Below are 17,580 nucleotides of genomic sequence, written 5' to 3'. Positions count from 1 at the left end.
GCGACGGGCTCACAGAGCGGGAGATCACTCATGGAACGGATGACCGGGTTCGACGCGAGCCTGCTGTACCTCGAGACCGCCCAGCAGCCCCTCGTCGTGGGCGCGGTCCTGTTCATCGACGTGTCCGACCTCGAGGTCGCCTACTCCTTCGGCCGACTCCGCACCGAGCTCGGCCGCCGGATCAAGGAACTCCCCGAGCTGCGGCGCAAGATCTACGACTCCCCGCTCAACCTCGGCCATCCCGCCTGGGTCGAGGAATACGACCTCGACGTCTCCGCCCACGTCCGCCGCGTCGACGTCGACGAACCAGGCGACGAACGTGCCGTGTTCGAGATGTGCGGCACCCTCGGCAGCCGCCCGCTCGACCGCACCCGACCCCTGTGGGAGATGTGGATCCTCGAGGGGCTCGCCGAACCCGACACCGTCGCCGTCTACTTCCGCGCCCACCACGCCGTCCTCGACGGGGCCAACGGCGCCGACATCCTGCTCAAACTCAGCCGGGCCGGACAACCCGACTCACCCCGCGACCTCGACATGGTGCGCGTCGAGGCCGGCAGCGGCAACCCCATCCGGCTCCTCGCCGGCGGTCTGTGGGACTTCGCCGTACGACGCCCGCTGACCCTGGCACGGCTCATCCCCGAGGTCCTGACCCTGCCCCTCGCACTGCACACGCCCCCGTCCACGGAGACACCCGACGAGCCCGCCCCCGACGACGACAGCCCGGAGGACGGGAACGAGGACCTCGTCGTCGTCCCCAGAGCCGCGCCGTTCACCGCACCGCGTACCCGGTTCAACGCCACGATCACCCCGCACCGAGCCGTGTGGGGCACCTCCCTTGACCTCGACGAGATCGCCGAGGTCAAGGACGCCTTCGGCGTCACCGTCAACGACGTCTACCTCACGGCGGTCGGCGGCGGGCTACGCCGCTACCTCCGCGCCCACGACGACCTGCCCGACCCATCGCTCATCGCGGTGGTGCCCGTCTCCACCCGCGACGCCGACGGCGCCCGCGGCCACAACCGCGTCACCGTCCTGTTCGCGTCCCTCGGCACCGACATCGCCGACCCCCTCGACCGACTGCGCGCCATCTCCGCCCGCACCAGCCGGGGCAAGAAGCAGACCAGGAACGGGATGCGGCCCGACCTCATCCAGGACGTCGCCGAACTCGCCCCCGCCAGCACACTGCAACTGCTCATGCGGATCTACGGCGACTTCCACCTCGCAGACCTGCACCCCGTCGTGCACAACCTGGTGGTCTCCAACATCCCCGGCCCCGACGAGGAACTCGACTTCCTCGGCGGACGGGTCACCCGCATGTATCCGCTCGGCCCGCTCATGCACGGCTCCGGGCTGTCCGTCACCGCCATGTCCGTCGACGGGCAGCTCGACGTGGGCATCAACGCCTGCGAGCACCTCGTCCCCGACCCCGACCTGGTGGCCACCGGGATCCGCGAGGCGATGGACCACCTGCTCGAGCTCACCCGCGAGCAGGCGCCCCGCCGCTAGAGACCTCGACGATCGGCAGCCGCAGCGCACCCGGCGCGTCCTCGGGCACCACCGGGCGCACCGGCTTCACCGGGGACAGGCGGCGGTAGGACTCCCCCTGCGCCGGCCGGGGGTCCGCCTCGCCCTTGTTGGGCCACAGCGACATCGCCCGCTCCGCCTGGGCGGTGATGCTCAGTGCGGGGTTGACGCCGAGGTTCGCCGAGATCGCGGAACCGTCCACGATGTGCATCGTCGGGTAGTTCCACACCCGGTGGTACGGGTCCACGACGCCCGTCTCCGGCGAGTCCGAGATCACGCAGCCGCCGAGGAAGTGCGCGGTGAGCGGGATGTTGGCGATCTCGCCCCACGTACCCCCGGCCAGCCCGCCGATCTCCTCGGCGATCTTGCGGGTCGCCTCGTTGCCGGCCGGGATCCACGTCGGGTTGGGCTCGCCGTGCCCCTGCTTGCTGGTGACGTAGCGGAACGGCCCGACACGCTTGACGTACGTCTGCAGCGAGTTGTCCAGGTTCTGCATGACCAGCGCGATCACCGACCGCTGGCTCCAGCGGCGCAGGTTGAACAGCTGGAGGAAGACCTTCGGGTCGCGCCGGACCTCGTTGAGGAGGACGCGCCACCGCGGGAGCGGGCCGTCACCGTCCGTGAGGAGGGTCTGCAGGATGGCGATGGCGTTGGAGCCCTTGCCGTAGCGGACCGGTTCGATGTGGGTGTCCGAGCGGGGATGGAACGACGACGTGATGGCCACGCCCTCGGAGAAGTCCTGCTCCGGCTTGTAGTTCGGACGCATCGCCCCGAGGATGGCCTCCGAGTTCGTTCGGGTCAGCCTGCCGAGGGCGTCCGAGAGCCGGGGCAACGAGCCCGAGTCCTTGGCGTAGTGGAGCAGGTGCTGGGTCCCCCAGGTGCCGGCGGCCACGACGACCTGCTGGGCGGTCGTGGTCGTGGTGCGCTTGCCGAGCCGGGTCCACGCACCGGTCCGCTCGAGCGTGACCTCCCACGTCCCGTCGGCGCGCTCGCGGAGGTCGCTGACCGTCGTGCGGTCCAGGATCCGGGCACCCGCGCGCTCGGCCAGGGCGAGGTAGTTCTTCATGAGCGTGTTCTTGGCGTTGTGACGGCACCCCGTCATGCACTCACCGCACTCGATGCACGCGTTGCGGTCCGGCCCGACCCCACCGAAGTACGGATCCGGCACCCTCTCGCCGGGCTTGCCCTGGCCCCCGGTCTTCTCGCCGAAGAACACGCCGACCGGGGTGTAGACGAAGGTGTCCTCCGCGCCCATGTCGCGGGCGACCTTCTTCATGACCTCGTCCGAGTGGGTGTGCGTGGGGTTGGTGACCACGCCGAGCATGCGGCGGCCCTGGTCGTAGAACGGCGTGAGCTCGTCCTCCCAGTCCGTGATGTGGCCCCACTGACGGTCCTTGAAGAACTGGCCGGTCGGCTTGTAGAGCGTGTTGGCGTAGTTGAGCGAGCCGCCCCCCACGCCCGCGCCGGCGAGGATCATCACATCGCGCATCATGTGGACCCGCTGGATACCGAACAGCTTGAGCTTGGGCGCCCACACGTACTTGTGGAGACGCCACGACGTCTTGGGCAGGTCGGCGTCCTCGAAGCGACGACCGGCCTCGACCACCGTGACGCGGTAGCCCTTCTCCGTCAGCCGCAGGGCCGTCACGCTGCCGCCGAAGCCTGATCCGATCACGAGGACATCGGTGTCCGTCGCCGCGGAGGGGGCGTGGGACGGGGTCGACTGCGTGTGTGCCGTCATGATGCAACTCCCGGGAGTGGTCGATGTTGTGGGTCACAGTACCTGAGCACGGCTAACTTACCCGACAGTAGCCCGCGGTTTGTCCAGAGGGCGGACACGGGCGTTGCGCGGCTGACAGGGGCACCCGCCGGAACGGCCGCGCACCCGGGCCCTGGCGGGCTTCCGGGTGCGCGGACTGGAGACGGATGGGTCAGGGACGGACGGACAGGTCCACCTTCTGGAAACCCTTGACATCGGAGTACCCGCACTTGGCCATGGCCCGTCGCAGCGCCCCCATGAGGTTGCGGGTGCCGTCGGGGACGCTGGTCGGCCCCTCGAGGACCTCGACGAGCGGCGCCAGGGCGGTCTCGTCCTCCACCTCGGCGACGTGCCCCCGCGGGACCTTGGGGTGCGCGGAGACGGAGTTCCAGTACACCCCGCGGCCCGGGGCCTCGAGCGCCCCGGCCAGCAGCGGGCCCAACACGACCGCGTCCGCACCGCACGCGACCGCGCGCGCGATGTCGCCGGAGGTGTAGATGTCACCGTCGGCCAGCACGTGCACGTAGCGACCACCGGTCTCGTCCAGGTAGTCGCGGCGGGCCGCGGCCGCATCGGCGATCGCGGTGGCCATGTGGACCTCCATGCCGAGCACCGGCCCGGTGGTGGTGACGCCGTCGGCGCCGCCATAGCCCACGATCACGCCGGCGGCACCGGTGCGCATGAGATGCAGGGCGGTCTTGTAGTCCACCACGCCGCCGGCGATCACCGGCACGTCGAGTCCGCCGATGAAGTCCTTGAGGTTGAGCGGGGCGTCCTCACCACTGACGTGCTCGGCCGAGATGATGGTGCCCTGCACGACCAGCAGGTCGATCCCGGCCGCGACCAGACCCGGCGTGAGTTCGCGCGCGTGCTGCGGCGAGACCCGCACGGCCACGGTCGCGCCCTCGTCGCGGATACGCTGCACCGACGCGGCGAGCAGCTCGCGGTCGATCGGCGCACGGTGCAGCTCCTGCAGGCGGGCGACCGCGCGGTGCCCGGTCAGGTCCTCCAGGGCGAGCTCACGCAGCTCGTCGATCACCGCCTCGGGATCCGCGTGACGGGCCCAGAGACCTTCTCCGTTGAGCACGGCGAGACCGCCGAGCCTGGAGAACTCGACGGCCGAGGACGGGGACACCACCGCGTCCGTCGGATGCGTCATCACGGGGATGTCCATCTGGTAGGCGTCGATCTGCCAGGAGGTCGACACCTCCTTGGAACTCCGGGTCCGGCGGGACGGGACGATGTCCACCTCGCCGAGCCCGTACATCCGACGGGCCTCGCGGCCCAGGCCGATCTCCACGACGTTGCGCACGCGCCCTCAGTCCTTGACGTTGTAGTTGGGGGCCTCGATGGTCATCTGGATCGCGTGCGGGTGGCTCTCCCTCAACCCCGCGGCCGTGATCTGGACGAACTGGGCGTCGTTCATCTCCGGGATGGTCGCCGACCCCGTGTAGCCCATGCCCGCGCGGAGACCGCCGGCCAGCTGGTGGAGGACCTGCGCGACGTCGCCCCGGTACGGGACACGCCCCTCGATGCCCTCGGGCACCAGCTTCTCCTCGGAGAGCACGTCGTCCTGGAAGTAGCGGTCCTTGGAGAACGACTTCTCCTGGCCCGGCTTGCCGCGCCCGCGCATCGCTCCCAGCGAGCCCATGCCGCGGTACACCTTGTACTGCTTGCCGTCCACGAAGATCAGCTCGCCCGGGGACTCGGTGCAGCCCGCCAGCAGCGAGCCGAACATGCAGGAGGACGCGCCGGCGGCGATCGCCTTGGCCACGTCCCCGGAGTACTGCATGCCGCCGTCGGCGATCACCGGGACTCCGGCGGCCTTCGCGGCCACGGAGGCCTCGAGGATGGCCGTGATCTGGGGCGCGCCCACGCCCGCGACGACGCGGGTGGTGCAGATGGAGCCGGGACCGATGCCCACCTTGATGGCGTCCGCTCCCGCGTCGATCATCGCCTGGGCGGCACCGCGGGTGGCGAGGTTGCCGCCGATGACCTGGACGCGGTCGCCGAGCTCACGCTTGACGCGGGCGACCATGTCGAGGGCGTTGCGGTTGTGGGCGTGGGCGGTGTCGACGACCAGCGCGTCGACACCGGCGTCGGTGAGGGCGCCGGCGCGCTGCCACGCGTCCTCGCCGGTGCCGATCGCGGCGGCCACCCGGAGGCGTCCGTCGGAGTCCTTGGTGGCGTTCGGGTGCTGCTCGGTCTTGACGAAGTCCTTGACCGTGATGAGGCCGGTCAGACGCCCGTCCCCGTCCACGATCGGCAGCTTCTCGATCTTGTGCCGACGCAGCAGCCCCAGTGCGGCCTCGGCGGTCACACCCTCGCGCGCGACCACGAGGGGCGCACGGGTCATGACCTCGTCTACCCGCCGCGACTTGTCCATCTCGAAGCGCATGTCGCGGTTGGTGATGATGCCCACCAGCTCGCCGCGCTCGTCGGTCACCGGCAGGCCGGAGATGCGGTAGCGGGCGCACATCTCGTCGACCTCGGCCAGGGTGTCGCTCGGGGCACACGTGACCGGGTCGGTGACCATCCCGGCCTCGGACCGCTTGACCGTCTCGACCTGCGCGGCCTGGTCACCCACGGACAGGTTGCGGTGCAGGACACCGATACCGCCCTGCCGGGCCATGGCGATGGCCATGCGCGCCTCGGTGACGGTGTCCATCGCCGAGGAGATCAGGGGTACCCGGAGGGTGATCTCCCGCGTCAGTCGCGTGCTGGTGTCGACCTCGCTGGGGACCACCTCGGACGCGGCCGGGAGGAGGAGAACGTCGTCGAACGTCAGGCCCACCATCGCGACCTTGCTCGGGTCGTCGCCGCCGGTGCGTACTGGGCCTTGCGACTCGCTCATCTGCCGTCCTCCTGGGGGGTCGTCTCGGTGCTGGGTTCGAGGATAGTGGTTACCGGGCCCGCGGCTCGAACCGTCGGCCCCGTGAGACCGTGGTCACGGGTACGGTGGAGGGCGTGAACGATCCCCTACGGCACGGAATGCCGCCCGACCCGTTCGCCGGCGATCCGGATGACCCGGCCGCGGAGCTGGCCGGGCTCGACCCCATCGACGACGGGGTGCCCTCGGGCCCCCTCGACGCCGATGAGCGACGCGCGATCGAGGAGGACCTGGCGGACCTCGCCGAATTCCGTCGACTGCTGGCCCCGATCGGGGTCAAGGGTGTCGCGGTGCAGTGCGAGGACTGTGCGGAGGAGCACTACCACGAGTGGGACATGCTGCGCGCCAACCTCATGCAGTTGCTCGATGACGGTTCGTTGCTGCCCCACGAGCCCGCCTTCGACCCCATCCCCGACGACTACGTCACCTGGGAGTACTGCCGCGGTTACGCGGACGCGGTGCGCGCGATGCGTCCGCGCCGGCTGAACTGGCGTCGCTGACCCGGGTCCCGGACAGAGAGACCGATCCCCGCCTCCCTTGACCGGGAGGCGGGGATCTGTTCGTTCGGCGTGCGACACGGGCAACCACCCGGCCAAGGGGTCGCCGCCGATCAGTTGGTCGGCGGGGTGGACTCCGGCGCCTGCTGGGACGACGTGGGGGGCTGCTGGGTCGGGGTGGGCACCTGGGTGACCGTGGTGCGGGACGGTGACGGCGGCACGCCCAGCTGGTCCTCCCCCACGTCCCCGCTCGGTCGGCCCGTGGTGGGCGCCAGGAAGTCCTGGATCCGCTGGGTGTCGATCGGGATCTGGAGCGTCGTGGAGATGCGCAGACCGTCGAGCGGCAGCGGGATGACCGGCATCCCGGGGGGCGGCGGGGGGATCAGGTTGGACGGCAGCGGCACCGGGACACCCGGAACCAGCGTTGCCGCTCCGGGTGCGGGGGCGGGCGCCGGAGTCGGGGCGGGCGCCGGCGCGGGCGACGGCACGGTGCTCGGTGTCACCCGGCTGAGATCGCGCTTGATGGCGTCCCTGCGCTTCATCAGTTCCACGCGCTCCGAGGCGTCGGAGACCTCGTCGAGCCGCTCGCTCACCTCGTCGAGGAGGCGCTCGGCCTCGCCCCGGTCGCCCTCGCGGGCGGCGAGATCGGCGGCGGAGAGGTACTCGGTGAGATCGTTGACCAGCTCGACGTCACCGGCGCGGTCGGAGAAGATCGTCTTGGACACACCCCACAGCGGATCACCGGGCATCGCACTGTGCGCGGCGACGGACAGGCCACCGACGACCACGGCGGCCACGGCCGCGGCACCGGTCACCGCCTGCCAGAGCGCGGGACGCCTGCCGTGATGGTGGTCGCCGGAGGAGACCCACCCGCGCCGGGGCCGCAGCCGCGACACGTTCGGGGCGAGGGCTACCTCGATCTCCTCGTCACTCGGCAGCGCGGGCAGCTCGGCGGATCCGGTCTCGGCACGCCAGTCGGCGAACAGGGCCAGGAGCGGATCGTCCACATCGGGGCGCTCTCCGCGTCCGAGGGTGTCGAGGAGCTCGTCGTCGCGGTCGACCTCGAGCGGGTCCACCTCGTGCTCGTCGAGCGAGGCGTCGGCATCCCGGGCGCCGGGGTCGACATCGTCGTCGTTCATCGCCATCGCTCCTCTCCGTCCTGTTCGATTCTCGCGCGGAGCTGCTTCATCGCCCGGTGCTGGGCGACGCGCACGGCTCCGGCCGTGCTGTCGACGATCTCCGCCGTCTCCTCCGCGGAGAGCCCGACCACGACTCGCAGTCGGATGATCTCCCGCTGCTTCTCGGGCAGGGTGTCGAGCAGGCGGCTCACCGCTCTCGACACCTCGCCGTCGAGGACGTGGTCCTCCGGCCCCGTGTCGGTCGAGAGCACCTCGGGGAGGTACTCCACGGGATCGGACTTGTTCCGCGCGGCGCCACGATGGGCGTCCGCGACCTTGTGGGCCGCGATCCCGTACACGAAAGCCATGAAGGGACGTCCCTGGTCCCGGTATCCCGGCAGAGCCGAGAGCACCGCGATCAGCACCTCCTGGGCGACATCGTCAGCAGACAGGTTGGCCCTCTCCGAACCTCCGACGCGGGAGCGGCAGTACCGCACCACCCCGGGTCGCACGAGCTCCAGCACACGCGCGGCGGCGGCGCGGTCACCCTTGACCGCGTCGGCGACGGCGAGTTCCAACTCGTCTGCTGTACCTGTCATCGGATTAGGGGGCCACGCGTTACACGGATGTGTTACGGGGCACGGCCTTTCTCTCGGGGCGCGACACGGGTCGCGACGGGTCCCACGTCCGGGCCCGGGGGCGGCCGGCGCGGCTCGCGCTCAGAATAGGCGCGTGACCGGAGTGTCGGGGGTGTACTGCTGAGCGCCCAGCGTAACCCTTGCCGCGGGCGCGGGACCACACGACCGGCATGGAACGGCGACGGGCCCCGCTCCCCGCCGGTGCGGGGAACGGGGCCCGTGAGCCGGTCGCGATCAGTGGGAGTGACCGGCGTGCGAGTGCGTGTCGGCGCCCTTCTCCTCGGGCTTCTCGACGATCGCGGTCTCGGTGGTGAGGACCATGCGGGCCACCGAGCACGCGTTGACGACTGCGGAGGACGTGACCTTCACCGGGTCGATGATCCCGGCGGAGACCAGGTTGCCGTACTCGCCCGTCGCGGCGTTGAAACCGTCCCGGGGGCCGAGGTCCGCGACCTTGCTGACGACGACGGAGCCGTCCTCGCCGGCGTTGGCGGCGATCCAGAACAGCGGGGCGGACAGCGCCTTGCGGACCACGGTCACGCCGACCTTCTCGTCGGCGTCGGTGGTGTCCTCGGCGAGCCGCTCGAGCGCGGCGGCCGCCTGGACGAGCACGGAGCCGCCACCGGCGACGATGCCCTCCTCGACGGCGGCCTTGGCCGAGTTGACGGCGTCCTCGACACGGAGCTTGCGCTCGGTCAGCTCGGTCTCGGTGGCCGCGCCGACACGGATCACGGCGACGCCGCCGGCGAGCTTGGCGATCCGCTCCTCGAGCTTCTCGCGGTCCCAGTCGGAGTCGGTGGCCTCGGCCTCGCGGCGCAGCTGCGCCACGCGGGCGTCGACGTCGGCCTGGTCGCCCGCGCCGTCGACGATGATCGTCTCGTCCTTGGACACGGTCACGCGGCGGGCCTGCCCGAGCACCTCCAGTCCGCACTCGGACAGCTTCATGCCCAGGTCAGGGCTCACGACCTGCCCCTTGGTGACGATCGCGAGGTCCTCCTGGAAGGCCTTGCGGCGATCACCGAAGTACGGCGCCTTGATGGCGACGACCTTGAGCGTCTTGCGGATCGAGTTGACCACCAGCGTCGACAGCGCCTCGCCGTCGACGTCCTCGGCGACGATTAGAAGCGGCTTGCCGGTCTCGGCGACCTTCTCCAGCAGCGGGAGCAGGTCCGGCAGGGAGCTGATCTTCTCGCGGTGGAGCAGGACCAGGACGTCCTCGTAGATGGCCTTCTGCTCATCCGGGTCCGTGACGAAGTACGGCGAGAGGAAGCCCTTGTCGAAGGCGATGCCCTCGGTCACGGACACCTCGGTGTGCAGCCCCTGCGACTCCTCGACGGAGACCACGCCGTTGACGCCGACAGCGTCCATGGCCTCGGCGACCATGCGGCCGATCTCGGGGTCACGCGAGGACACGGTCGCGACCTGCGCGACGGCCTCGGAGCCGGAGACGGGCGTCGCGGCCGAGCGGAGGAACTCCACGACGGCGGAGGCGGCCTTCTCGATCCCCTTGCCCATCGCCATCGGGTTGGAGCCGGCCGCGACGTTGCGCAGCCCCTCACGGATGAGGGCCTGGGCGAGCACGGTGGCGGTGGTGGTGCCGTCGCCGGCGACGTCGTTGGTCTTGGTGGCGACGCTCTTGACGAGCTGCGCCCCGAGATTCGCGAACGGCTCGGCCAGCTCGATCTCACGGGCGATGGAGACGCCGTCGTTGGTGACGGTGGGGCCGCCGAACGCCTTGGCGAGCACGACGTGGCGCCCCTTGGGGCCGAGCGTGACCTTGACGGTGTCGGCGAGCTCGTCGACACCGGCGAGCATGCCCTTGCGGGCCTCCTCGTCGAACGCGATCAACTTGGACATTGATGGAACTCCTGGAGGGAAGTGGGTGGTCGGGTCGATACGGTGTCGCGGCGCGAGACACCACCGCCCCGGTGGTGCCTGGCAGTCGCCGGCGCCGCCGGGGCGGGGTTGACGCGGCTCACGTCAGTCGATGACCGCGAGGACGTCACGCGAGGAGAGGATCAGGTATTCCTTGCCCTCGTACTTGATCTCGGTGCCGCCGTACTTCGAGTAGATGACCTTGTCCCCCTTCTTGATGTCCATGGGGATGCGGTCGCCGTCCTCGTCGAAGCGGCCCTTGCCGACCGCGACGACGGTACCCTCCTGGGGCTTCTCCTTGGCGGTGTCCGGGATGACGAGGCCGGACGCCGTGGTGGTCTCGGCCTCGATGGCCTCGACGAGAATCTTGTCCTCAAGCGGCTTGATCGCCACGATGATCCTCCCGTATGGGGTGTGGCCGCCCGGATCCCGGGCGGCTCGGAGTGTGGTTCGAAGATCCGGGACACCGAGGGCGTCCCGTGGTTTCCGTACGACCCGGCCCGCCGCGTGCGCCGTCGCGGGTGACGCCCTCGGTGCACCGTGTCTATTGGCACTCTACACAGGCGAGTGCCAGCACTCAAGGAAACCGCGTGCAGGCTCTTCGCGTTGCGGATCCCCCCGCCGCCGGTAGGCTCGCCCGCACGCACGGACGTCAGCGACCAGAACACCTCTGCCCGATCCGATCACCCATCGAGGACAGCGAGGCCCAGCAATGACTGCAGTAGCCCCTCCCGACATCGTCACCGCCACCGTCGACGCCGGGGAGAAGAAGGCCCACATCCCGGGATGGCAGCTGGCACTGCGGGGCTTCCTCGCCGTCTATCTGCTCGGCGCGGCCACGACGCTGGCCGTCATGGTCACCGACGCGACCGGGGTCGAGATCGTCGGCGCCGTCCTCTTCCCCATCGGCCTCACCCTGGTCGTGCTGCTCGGGTGGGAACTCGTCACCGGCGCCTACGGGCTCGTGCCGCTCGCGGTCATGGAGAAGCGGGTCCGGGTGCGGGACTGTCTGCGGGTCTTCGGCTGGATGATCCTCGGCCACACGATCGGCGGACTCGCCGCCGCCTGGATGATCACCTCCGTGCTCACGGGGATGGGCACGGAGCCGGACGCGACCGGCGCCCAGGCCCTCGCCGACCTCGCGGTGGAGAAGACGATCGCCTACAAGGAGGCGGGCCTGGTCACCGGGCTGAGCTGGGTGACGCTCAGCGCGGTGCTGTGTAACTGGCTGGTGGCGCTGGGCGTGATCATGTCGTTCTCCTCCTCGAGCACCTCGGGCAAGATCCTGGCGATCTGGCTGCCGATCCTCACGTTCTTCGCGCTCGGCTACGAGCACGCGGTGGTCAACCACTTCACGATCCCCGCGGGGATGATGCTCGGGGCGGACGTGAGCGTCGCCGACTGGCTGCTGTGGAACCAGATCCCGGTCCACATCGGGAACTTCATCGGCGGGTTCACGCTCGCCGGGCTCGGCCTGTACTTCGCGCAACGGACCCGCGTCGATCGCACCGAACCGGCCGGGGACTGACCGGCCGGTGTCCGACCCGTATGACCCGGTGCACCCGGCAGGCGGAAACGAGTTGGCTCTCGTAGCCCTCGTCGTCGCCGTGGGCAACGTCGTCTTCGGCTCGTTCCTCGGCCTGTTCGTCCCGCTGGTGCCCGCGGTCATCACCGTGATCGTGGTGATCCTCGGGCACGTGTCGCTCGCGCAGATCAGGCGGCGGGGACAGGAGGGCCGCGCGATGGCGATCTCGGCCCTCGTCATCGGCTACCTCGGCATCGCGTGGATGCTCATGTTCCTCGTCCTCGCGCTCACGTCCGCCGCGATGGGGATGGCGATTCTCGGGTTCTAGCCGCGTCGGCGCCGTGCCGGCGCCGGGCGCCGTGCCGCCCGCCTGCGGAGTCAGGCGACCTGCGTGACCTCGACCGGCAGGCCCGGGTCGGCGGCGACGGTCAGCGGACTGGGCGCGGCGCCCGAGGCGAGCAGGGCGGAGGCGACCCCCACCACCATGGCGCCGTTGTCCGTGCACAGGCGCGGCCGCGGGACACGCAGTGTGAGGCCGGCCTCGGCGCACCGGTGGGCGGCGAGGTCGCGCAGCCGCGAGTTGGCCGCCACGCCGCCGCCGATGAGCAGGGTGTCCACCCCAAGATCGGTGCAGGCCCGCACGGCCTTCATGGTGAGAACGTCGGCGACCGCCTCCTGGAACGACGCCGCGACGTCGGCCACGTCGAGCTGCTCGCCGTCCCGCTCGGCGGTCTCGATCCGCCGGGCCACGGCGGTCTTGAGCCCGGAGAAGGAGAAGTCGTGGCGGGCGTCGCGCGGGCCGGTCATCCCGCGGGGGAACGCGATGGCGCGGGGGTCGCCGGTGGCGGCCAGGCGGTCGATCACCGGTCCGCCCGGGTAACCGAGACCGAGCAGACGGGCGACCTTGTCGTACGCCTCGCCGGCGGCGTCGTCGACGGTCGACCCGAGCTCCGCGACCGGCTCGGTCAGCGAGCGTACGTGCAGCAGCTGGGTGTGGCCGCCGGAGACCAGCAGGGCCACGCACTCCCCCAGCGGCCCGCCGTCGAAGCCCGCGACGGCGACGTGGCCGACCAGATGGTTCACGGCGTAGAACGGCACGCCCCAGGCGGCGGCGTAGGCCTTGGCCGCGGACGAGCCCACGAGCAGTGCTCCGGACAGCCCGGGTCCGATGGTGGTGGCGACGGCGTCGGGTCGCTCCACCCCGGCCTCGGTGAGCGCGGCGCGGACCGTGGGGACGAGCGCCTCGAGGTGGGCGCGGGAGGCGATCTCGGGGACGACGCCGCCGAAGCGGGCGTGCTCGGACATCGACGAGGCGACCACGTCGGACAGCAGCTCGGCCCGCCCGTCGTCGTGGACCCGCGCCACGGCCACGCCCGTCTCGTCGCACGAGCTCTCGATCCCCATGACGGTCCTCATCGGCCGCTCCCCTCTCCCGTGTCGTCGCCACCAGTGTCCGCGCTTCCGCCGCCCGCGCTGCCGGCGACGTCACCGTCCGCGCGCCCGCCGGCCCGCGCCGACCGCACCATGAGATGCGCGTCGGCCATGCTGGGCCGGTAGTACCGGGGCCGCAGGCCGACGACCTCGAACCCGTGGGTCTCGTACAGCGTGCGCGCGGGGACGTTGTCGGTCCGCACGTCCAGGACGACCGGCGCGCCCTCCGCGTCGGCCACCGCGAGCATCCGCCGCAGCAGCGCGCGTCCGATGCCGCGCCCCTGGTACTCCGGGTCGACGCCGATGGTGTGCACCTCGAACTCGCGGTCGCCCTCGGGCCCGAGCCCGGCCAGGACCGCGTAGCCGACCAGCCGCCCGTCGACGCGGGCGGCCAGGCACGTGGTGTGACGCGAGCCGATCTCGGACAGGAACGCCGCCGCCGACCACGGGCCGTCGCCGCGGAACAGGAGCCTCTCCAGGTCGGCGCAGCGCATGGCGTCGTCGGGGACCAGCGCGTCGTGGACGACGTCCGGCGTCCCGGTCATCGCCCCACCCCGCGCAGGGCCGCGGAGGGTTCGGCGCGCCGGGGCGGGATCGCGTCGGGGCGTCGCAGGTAGAGAGGCTCGAGCGGGGCCGGTGCCGCGTCGGTGAGCAAGGCGTCGGCCGCCGCGGTGACGAGTCCGGCCGGATCGGGCGCGTGCACGCCGTCGAGGACACGCGGCAGCGCGTCGCCCGCGCCGTGGTCGCCGCGGACGGCGCCGGGGCCGTGGGTGTCGGCGGGACCGTGGGTGTCGGCGGGACCGCGGGCGTCGGTGACCTCGCGCAGGCGGTCGGGATCCCCGACGAAGTGGGTGGCGCCCGCGACGTCGATGTCGGCGGCGGGCCCCACCGTGGGACCCGACGTCCGCACGCCCTGCGGTGAGTAGCGGGCGTGATACGCCTCGCGGCGACGGGCATCGGTGACGACGACGAGGTCCCCGTCGGCCCCGGCGGCGCGCGCGGTGGCCGCGAGCCCGTCGAGCGAGCACACCCCGTGGACCGGTCTGCCGAGGGCGTCGGCGAACGCGGCGGCGGTGGCCATCCCGACCCGCAGCCCGGTGAACGGACCCGGGCCGGTGCCCACCACCACGGCGTCGAGGCCGTCCGCGGCCAGGCCGGCATCGGCGAGACAGTCGAGAATGTGCGGGGTCAACAGCTCCGCGTGGGCGCGGGCGTCCTCGGTGACGCGGATGGCCAGCGTCTCGACCACAGGGTGGTCGTCACCGGGCACGAGGCGGCACACCCCCGCGGTGACGAAGGGGGTGGAGGTGTCGACGGCGAGGACCAGCACGAGGTCAGGGTACCGCCGGGCCGACCGCGTGGCCGGGCGAGGCGCCCCGGCTCCAGACGGCGGTGCGCACGTCGGTGCCGTCGGGCCGGCGCAGGGTCACCACGAGCGGGGCCTCGACGAGCGAGTCGACGAACCCGGCGCCCCACTCGACCACCACGACGTCGGTGTCGAGGGCCGAGTCCAGGTCGAGGGACTCGAGTTCGTCGGCCAGGTCGCCCGTCGTGGGCCGGGTCCCGTCCGGGTCCTGCCCGCCGAGAAAGCGGTAGGCGTCGACGTGGACGAGCCCCGGGCCGCCGGGCGTCGTGGGCGGGTGGCGGCGCGCGATGACGAAGGTCGGCGAGGTCACGCGGCCCCGCACGCCGAGGCCAGCGGCGATCCCGGTGGTCAGGGCGGTCTTGCCCGCGCCGAGGGGTCCGTCGAGCACCACCACGTCGCCGGCGCGGAGCAGCCCGGCCAGCTCGACGCCCAGCGCGCGCGTGTCCTCGACCGTCGGCAGGTCGCGCTCCCCCGGCACACCGATCGTCACGATGTCCGGCTCCCGTCGGCGCGGCCCGCCCGCTCGAGGCGGCGCCACTCGATGATCGCGTCGGCCACGAGGTCGCCCAACACCTCGGACACGTGCGCGGGCTCCTCGAGCATCACCATGTGCCCGGCGCCCGGGACCACGACGAACTCGGCGTCGGGGAGCTCCTCGACGATGTCGACCGACCGGTCCAGCGGGGTGAGCAGGTCCCGGTCGCCGCTGAGGACCGTCGTGCGGACCTCGCGGAGAACGGGCATGGCGGCCGATTCGTCGTGCCGCGTGAGGGTCTCGAAGAAGTTGGCGATGGTCAGCACGTCGGTCGAGGCGATGAGCTTGTCCACGAACCGGGCGACGGTCGGACTGACCGTGGCGGGGTCCCCGAACGACCCGCCGTAGATGAACGGCGAGATGATCGCCCCGAGCGCGCGCCGGCTGCTCGTGAACACGCCGGGGCTGCGGCCGGCCAGCCCGGCGAGGCGGGCCACGCTCCTGTTGTCGAGCACCGCCCCGAGTCCGGCCTCCGAGAGCTCCGCCATCGCGGTGGAGACCAGCCCGACCCCCAGGACCCGCTCACGGACCGTCTCGGGGTGCCGGGCGGCGAACCCCATCACGGTCATCCCGCCCATGGAGTGGCCGATCACGACGACGGGCCCGGTGGGGGCGGTCGCCGAGATGACGGTGTCGAGGTCCCGGGACAGCTGGTCGATGGTCGCGTTCTTCCGCGAGCCGGCCCCGCTCAGGCCGTGCCCGCGCTGGTCGTAGAAGACCATCCGGATCTCGGAGCCGAACCGGTCGGCCAGGTGCCGGCGCTGGAAATGCCAGGTGTCCATCGACAGGGTGTAGCCGTGGACGAACACGACCGTCATCGGAGCGTCGGTGGGCCCCGCCTCGCGCACCGCGAGCGGGACACCGTCGGTCGCGGCGACCATGGAACCCCGGTCCACCCCGAGTTCCCACATGTCCTCGCCGGCCCACGGGTCGTTGGCGCGTCGGCCGGGCAGCAGCGTGACCACCGAACCCAGGGTGGCGGCGCCGAGCGCGCTCAGGCCGGCGCGCAGGCCACCGGGCGTCCGGATCCGTTCGGCGACCGCCTCCGCGTCGCGCGGCGTGCCTCCGGCCACCTCGGGTGGTCGGATCTCGACCGGTGTCTCGGCGGCCGACCGCTCGGGCCGTCTCGGGAATCGCAGCCGGGGCCCACCGCGCGGGTCGTCGCCGACCTCGTCGTCGTGGTCCTCGCTCATCCCCCGACCCCCCGCCCGGCCCCCGGTGCGGCGTCGTCGCTCCGCGCGACGGCGCGGGTCCCACGCGCGGACGGCGCGGCATGGCTGCCGCGTACCACGTGGTGGCGCGCGGCCCGGCCACGCACCGCGGTGACCACCTCGTAGTGGATGGTGCCCAGGGTCTCGGCCCACTCGGCGGCGGTGGGCCCGCCGTCAGCGCCCGTGCCGAACAACACGGCGGTGTCCCCCACCCGCACCGCCTGTCCGGGGTCGGGTCCGAGGTCGACGACGAACTGGTCCATGCACACGCGGCCGACGTTCGGATAGCGCCGCCCGCCGATCGAGACGTCCAGCCGGCCCGAGAGCAGCCGCCACACTCCGTCGGCGTAGCCCGCCGCGATGAGGGCGACGGTGGTGTCGTGAGGGGCGTGCCACGTGTGCCCGTAGCTCACACCCTGCCCCGCGGCCAGCCTCTTGACCATGAGCACCTCGGCCGAGAACGTCATGGCGGGCACCAGGTCCACCTCGAGTCCCTCGACCGGGTTGAGGCCGTACAGCGCGATGCCCGGGCGGACCATCTCGAACCCGTCCTCGGGGCGGGTGAGCGTCGCGGCCGAGTTGGCGTGGTGGTTGACCGGGCAGTCCAGACCACGGCCCCGCGCCTGGGCCACACACTCGTGGAGCCGCGCCACCTGCAGGTCGATGACCGGGTTACCCGGGTCGTCCGCGTGCGCGAAGTGAGCCATCAGACCCGTGACCTCGACCAGCCCGCCGGCCGTGGCCGTGACGAGCCGCTCGAGCACGGCCGGCCACTCCTCGAGGGAGATGCCGGACCGCGCGAGGCCCGTGTCGATCTTGGGGGTGACACGGGCACGACGGCCCGTGCGGCGCGCGGCCTCCAGGACGGTGTCCAGGTGGGCCGGGCTGGGGATCGCGAGGTCGATATCCGCCTCGACCGCCGCGCGGACGTCGTCCGAGGCGGAGTAGAGCCACGCGAGGATCTCCGCGTCGATGCCCGCCGATCGCAGCTGCAGGGCCTCGACGATGGTGGTCACCCCCAACGCGTGCGCACCCCCGCGTAGCGCGGCCAGGGAGACGGGGACGGCGCCGTGCCCGTAGGCGTCGGCCTTGACCACGGCCATGACCCGGGCCCCGCGGGCAGACCGGACGAGGACGCGACTGTTGTGCTCGATCGCGTCCAGATCGATCTCGGCGCGGCACGGAGCCGGGGGGACAACTGGACCCATTCT

The 17,580-nt window shown here is 71.9% G+C and carries 17 protein-coding genes; 4 read left to right on the top strand and 13 right to left on the bottom strand.

Annotated features, from left to right (window positions below; translation table 11 throughout):
* Positions 1 to 30: 30 nt before the first annotated feature.
* Positions 31 to 1,506: a WS/DGAT/MGAT family O-acyltransferase gene (locus tag VYL96_RS04345; RefSeq protein ID WP_061229086.1), complete on the top strand. Its 1,476-nt coding sequence runs from the start codon at positions 31 to 33 to the stop codon at positions 1,504 to 1,506.
* Here the strand turns inward: VYL96_RS04345 and VYL96_RS04340 are convergent.
* The 3 genes from VYL96_RS04340 to guaB all read right to left on the bottom strand — a co-directional run bounded on the left by VYL96_RS04340 (position 1,478) and on the right by guaB (position 6,137).
* Positions 1,478 to 3,265, bottom strand: a complete 1,788-nt coding sequence (locus tag VYL96_RS04340; RefSeq protein WP_061229087.1) for a GMC family oxidoreductase — start codon at positions 3,263 to 3,265, stop codon at positions 1,478 to 1,480. The two genes, VYL96_RS04345 and VYL96_RS04340, sit on opposite strands and share 29 nt — an antisense overlap.
* A gap of 190 nt (positions 3,266 to 3,455) precedes the next feature.
* Positions 3,456 to 4,595: a GuaB3 family IMP dehydrogenase-related protein gene (locus VYL96_RS04335; RefSeq protein ID WP_061229088.1), complete on the bottom strand. Its 1,140-nt coding sequence runs from the start codon at positions 4,593 to 4,595 to the stop codon at positions 3,456 to 3,458.
* Between the two features lie 6 nt (positions 4,596 to 4,601).
* Positions 4,602 to 6,137, bottom strand: coding sequence for an IMP dehydrogenase (gene guaB, locus VYL96_RS04330; RefSeq protein WP_061229089.1), 1,536 nt, complete (start codon positions 6,135 to 6,137; stop codon positions 4,602 to 4,604).
* Positions 6,138 to 6,250: 113 nt separating this feature from the next.
* Here guaB and VYL96_RS04325 point away from each other — a divergent pair, with 113 nt between their 5' ends.
* On the top strand, positions 6,251 to 6,673 hold the full coding sequence (locus tag VYL96_RS04325; protein WP_043568413.1) for a DUF5319 domain-containing protein: 423 nt from the start codon (positions 6,251 to 6,253) through the stop codon (positions 6,671 to 6,673).
* A gap of 110 nt (positions 6,674 to 6,783) precedes the next feature.
* Here VYL96_RS04325 and VYL96_RS04320 read toward each other — a convergent pair whose 3' ends face one another.
* From VYL96_RS04320 to groES, 4 genes are all read right to left on the bottom strand, one after another.
* On the bottom strand, positions 6,784 to 7,809 hold the full coding sequence (locus VYL96_RS04320; RefSeq protein WP_082767739.1) for a hypothetical protein: 1,026 nt from the start codon (positions 7,807 to 7,809) through the stop codon (positions 6,784 to 6,786).
* Positions 7,806 to 8,387: a sigma-70 family RNA polymerase sigma factor gene (locus tag VYL96_RS04315; RefSeq protein WP_043568407.1), complete on the bottom strand. Its 582-nt coding sequence runs from the start codon at positions 8,385 to 8,387 to the stop codon at positions 7,806 to 7,808. The genes VYL96_RS04320 and VYL96_RS04315 overlap by 4 nt, the downstream gene beginning before the upstream one ends.
* A gap of 273 nt (positions 8,388 to 8,660) precedes the next feature.
* Entirely contained in the window at positions 8,661 to 10,283 is a 1,623-nt protein-coding gene (groL, locus tag VYL96_RS04310) for a chaperonin GroEL (RefSeq protein ID WP_061229091.1), read from the bottom strand.
* 123 nt (positions 10,284 to 10,406) lie between these two features.
* Positions 10,407 to 10,700, bottom strand: a complete 294-nt coding sequence (gene groES / locus VYL96_RS04305; protein WP_182642644.1) for a co-chaperone GroES — start codon at positions 10,698 to 10,700, stop codon at positions 10,407 to 10,409.
* A 313-nt stretch (positions 10,701 to 11,013) separates the two neighbouring features.
* Here groES and VYL96_RS04300 point away from each other — a divergent pair, with 313 nt between their 5' ends.
* Together VYL96_RS04300 and VYL96_RS04295 are read left to right on the top strand one after the other, a co-directional pair.
* Positions 11,014 to 11,829 (top strand): formate/nitrite transporter family protein, encoded by an 816-nt coding sequence (locus VYL96_RS04300; RefSeq protein ID WP_061229093.1) that lies wholly within the window; start codon positions 11,014 to 11,016, stop codon positions 11,827 to 11,829.
* Positions 11,830 to 11,836: 7 nt separating this feature from the next.
* On the top strand, positions 11,837 to 12,154 hold the full coding sequence (locus VYL96_RS04295; RefSeq protein ID WP_061229094.1) for a DUF4190 domain-containing protein: 318 nt from the start codon (positions 11,837 to 11,839) through the stop codon (positions 12,152 to 12,154).
* Between the two features lie 50 nt (positions 12,155 to 12,204).
* Here the strand turns inward: VYL96_RS04295 and tsaD are convergent, their stop codons facing one another.
* From tsaD to alr, 6 genes are read right to left on the bottom strand one after another with little or no spacing between them, the layout of a single operon-like run.
* Complete coding sequence (gene tsaD, locus VYL96_RS04290) at positions 12,205 to 13,242, bottom strand: tRNA (adenosine(37)-N6)-threonylcarbamoyltransferase complex transferase subunit TsaD (RefSeq protein ID WP_061229095.1); 1,038 nt, start codon at positions 13,240 to 13,242, stop codon at positions 12,205 to 12,207.
* On the bottom strand, positions 13,239 to 13,802 hold the full coding sequence (rimI, locus tag VYL96_RS04285) for a ribosomal protein S18-alanine N-acetyltransferase (protein WP_061229096.1): 564 nt from the start codon (positions 13,800 to 13,802) through the stop codon (positions 13,239 to 13,241). The genes tsaD and rimI overlap by 4 nt, the downstream gene beginning before the upstream one ends.
* On the bottom strand, positions 13,799 to 14,587 hold the full coding sequence (gene tsaB, locus VYL96_RS04280; RefSeq protein WP_061229097.1) for a tRNA (adenosine(37)-N6)-threonylcarbamoyltransferase complex dimerization subunit type 1 TsaB: 789 nt from the start codon (positions 14,585 to 14,587) through the stop codon (positions 13,799 to 13,801). Before tsaB ends, rimI begins: the two co-directional genes overlap by 4 nt.
* Positions 14,588 to 14,591: 4 nt before the next feature.
* On the bottom strand, positions 14,592 to 15,113 hold the full coding sequence (gene tsaE, locus VYL96_RS04275; RefSeq protein ID WP_061229109.1) for a tRNA (adenosine(37)-N6)-threonylcarbamoyltransferase complex ATPase subunit type 1 TsaE: 522 nt from the start codon (positions 15,111 to 15,113) through the stop codon (positions 14,592 to 14,594).
* A complete protein-coding gene (locus VYL96_RS04270) occupies positions 15,110 to 16,351 on the bottom strand; it encodes an alpha/beta fold hydrolase (protein WP_082767736.1) in 1,242 nt (413 codons plus the stop codon). Before VYL96_RS04270 ends, tsaE begins: the two co-directional genes overlap by 4 nt.
* Positions 16,348 to 17,577: an alanine racemase gene (gene alr, locus VYL96_RS04265; RefSeq protein ID WP_061229098.1), complete on the bottom strand. Its 1,230-nt coding sequence runs from the start codon at positions 17,575 to 17,577 to the stop codon at positions 16,348 to 16,350. The genes VYL96_RS04270 and alr overlap by 4 nt, the downstream gene beginning before the upstream one ends.
* Positions 17,578 to 17,580 lie beyond the last annotated feature (3 nt).

It is taken from the genome of Dietzia maris, assembly GCF_036287335.1.
GTDB classification, from domain to species: domain Bacteria; phylum Actinomycetota; class Actinomycetes; order Mycobacteriales; family Mycobacteriaceae; genus Dietzia; species Dietzia cinnamea.
This window is presented reverse-complemented; position numbering and strand designations above follow the sequence as displayed.

Bases quoted from the DNA above. Each gene is read 5' to 3' on its own strand.
- VYL96_RS04345 (WP_061229086.1), top strand. From the start codon at position 31: ATGGAACGGATGACCGGGTTCGACGCGAGCCTGCTGTACCTCGAGACC.
- VYL96_RS04340 (WP_061229087.1), bottom strand. From the start codon at position 3,265: ATGACGGCACACACGCAGTCGACCCCGTCCCACGCCCCCTCCGCGGCG.
- guaB (WP_061229089.1), bottom strand. From the start codon at position 6,137: ATGAGCGAGTCGCAAGGCCCAGTACGCACCGGCGGCGACGACCCGAGC.
- VYL96_RS04320 (WP_082767739.1), bottom strand. From the start codon at position 7,809: ATGAACGACGACGATGTCGACCCCGGCGCCCGGGATGCCGACGCCTCG.
- VYL96_RS04315 (WP_043568407.1), bottom strand. From the start codon at position 8,387: ATGACAGGTACAGCAGACGAGTTGGAACTCGCCGTCGCCGACGCGGTC.
- groL (WP_061229091.1), bottom strand. From the start codon at position 10,283: ATGTCCAAGTTGATCGCGTTCGACGAGGAGGCCCGCAAGGGCATGCTC.
- VYL96_RS04300 (WP_061229093.1), top strand. From the start codon at position 11,014: ATGACTGCAGTAGCCCCTCCCGACATCGTCACCGCCACCGTCGACGCC.
- tsaD (WP_061229095.1), bottom strand. From the start codon at position 13,242: ATGAGGACCGTCATGGGGATCGAGAGCTCGTGCGACGAGACGGGCGTG.
- rimI (WP_061229096.1), bottom strand. From the start codon at position 13,802: ATGACCGGGACGCCGGACGTCGTCCACGACGCGCTGGTCCCCGACGAC.
- VYL96_RS04270 (WP_082767736.1), bottom strand. From the start codon at position 16,351: ATGAGCGAGGACCACGACGACGAGGTCGGCGACGACCCGCGCGGTGGG.
- alr (WP_061229098.1), bottom strand. From the start codon at position 17,577: ATGGGTCCAGTTGTCCCCCCGGCTCCGTGCCGCGCCGAGATCGATCTG.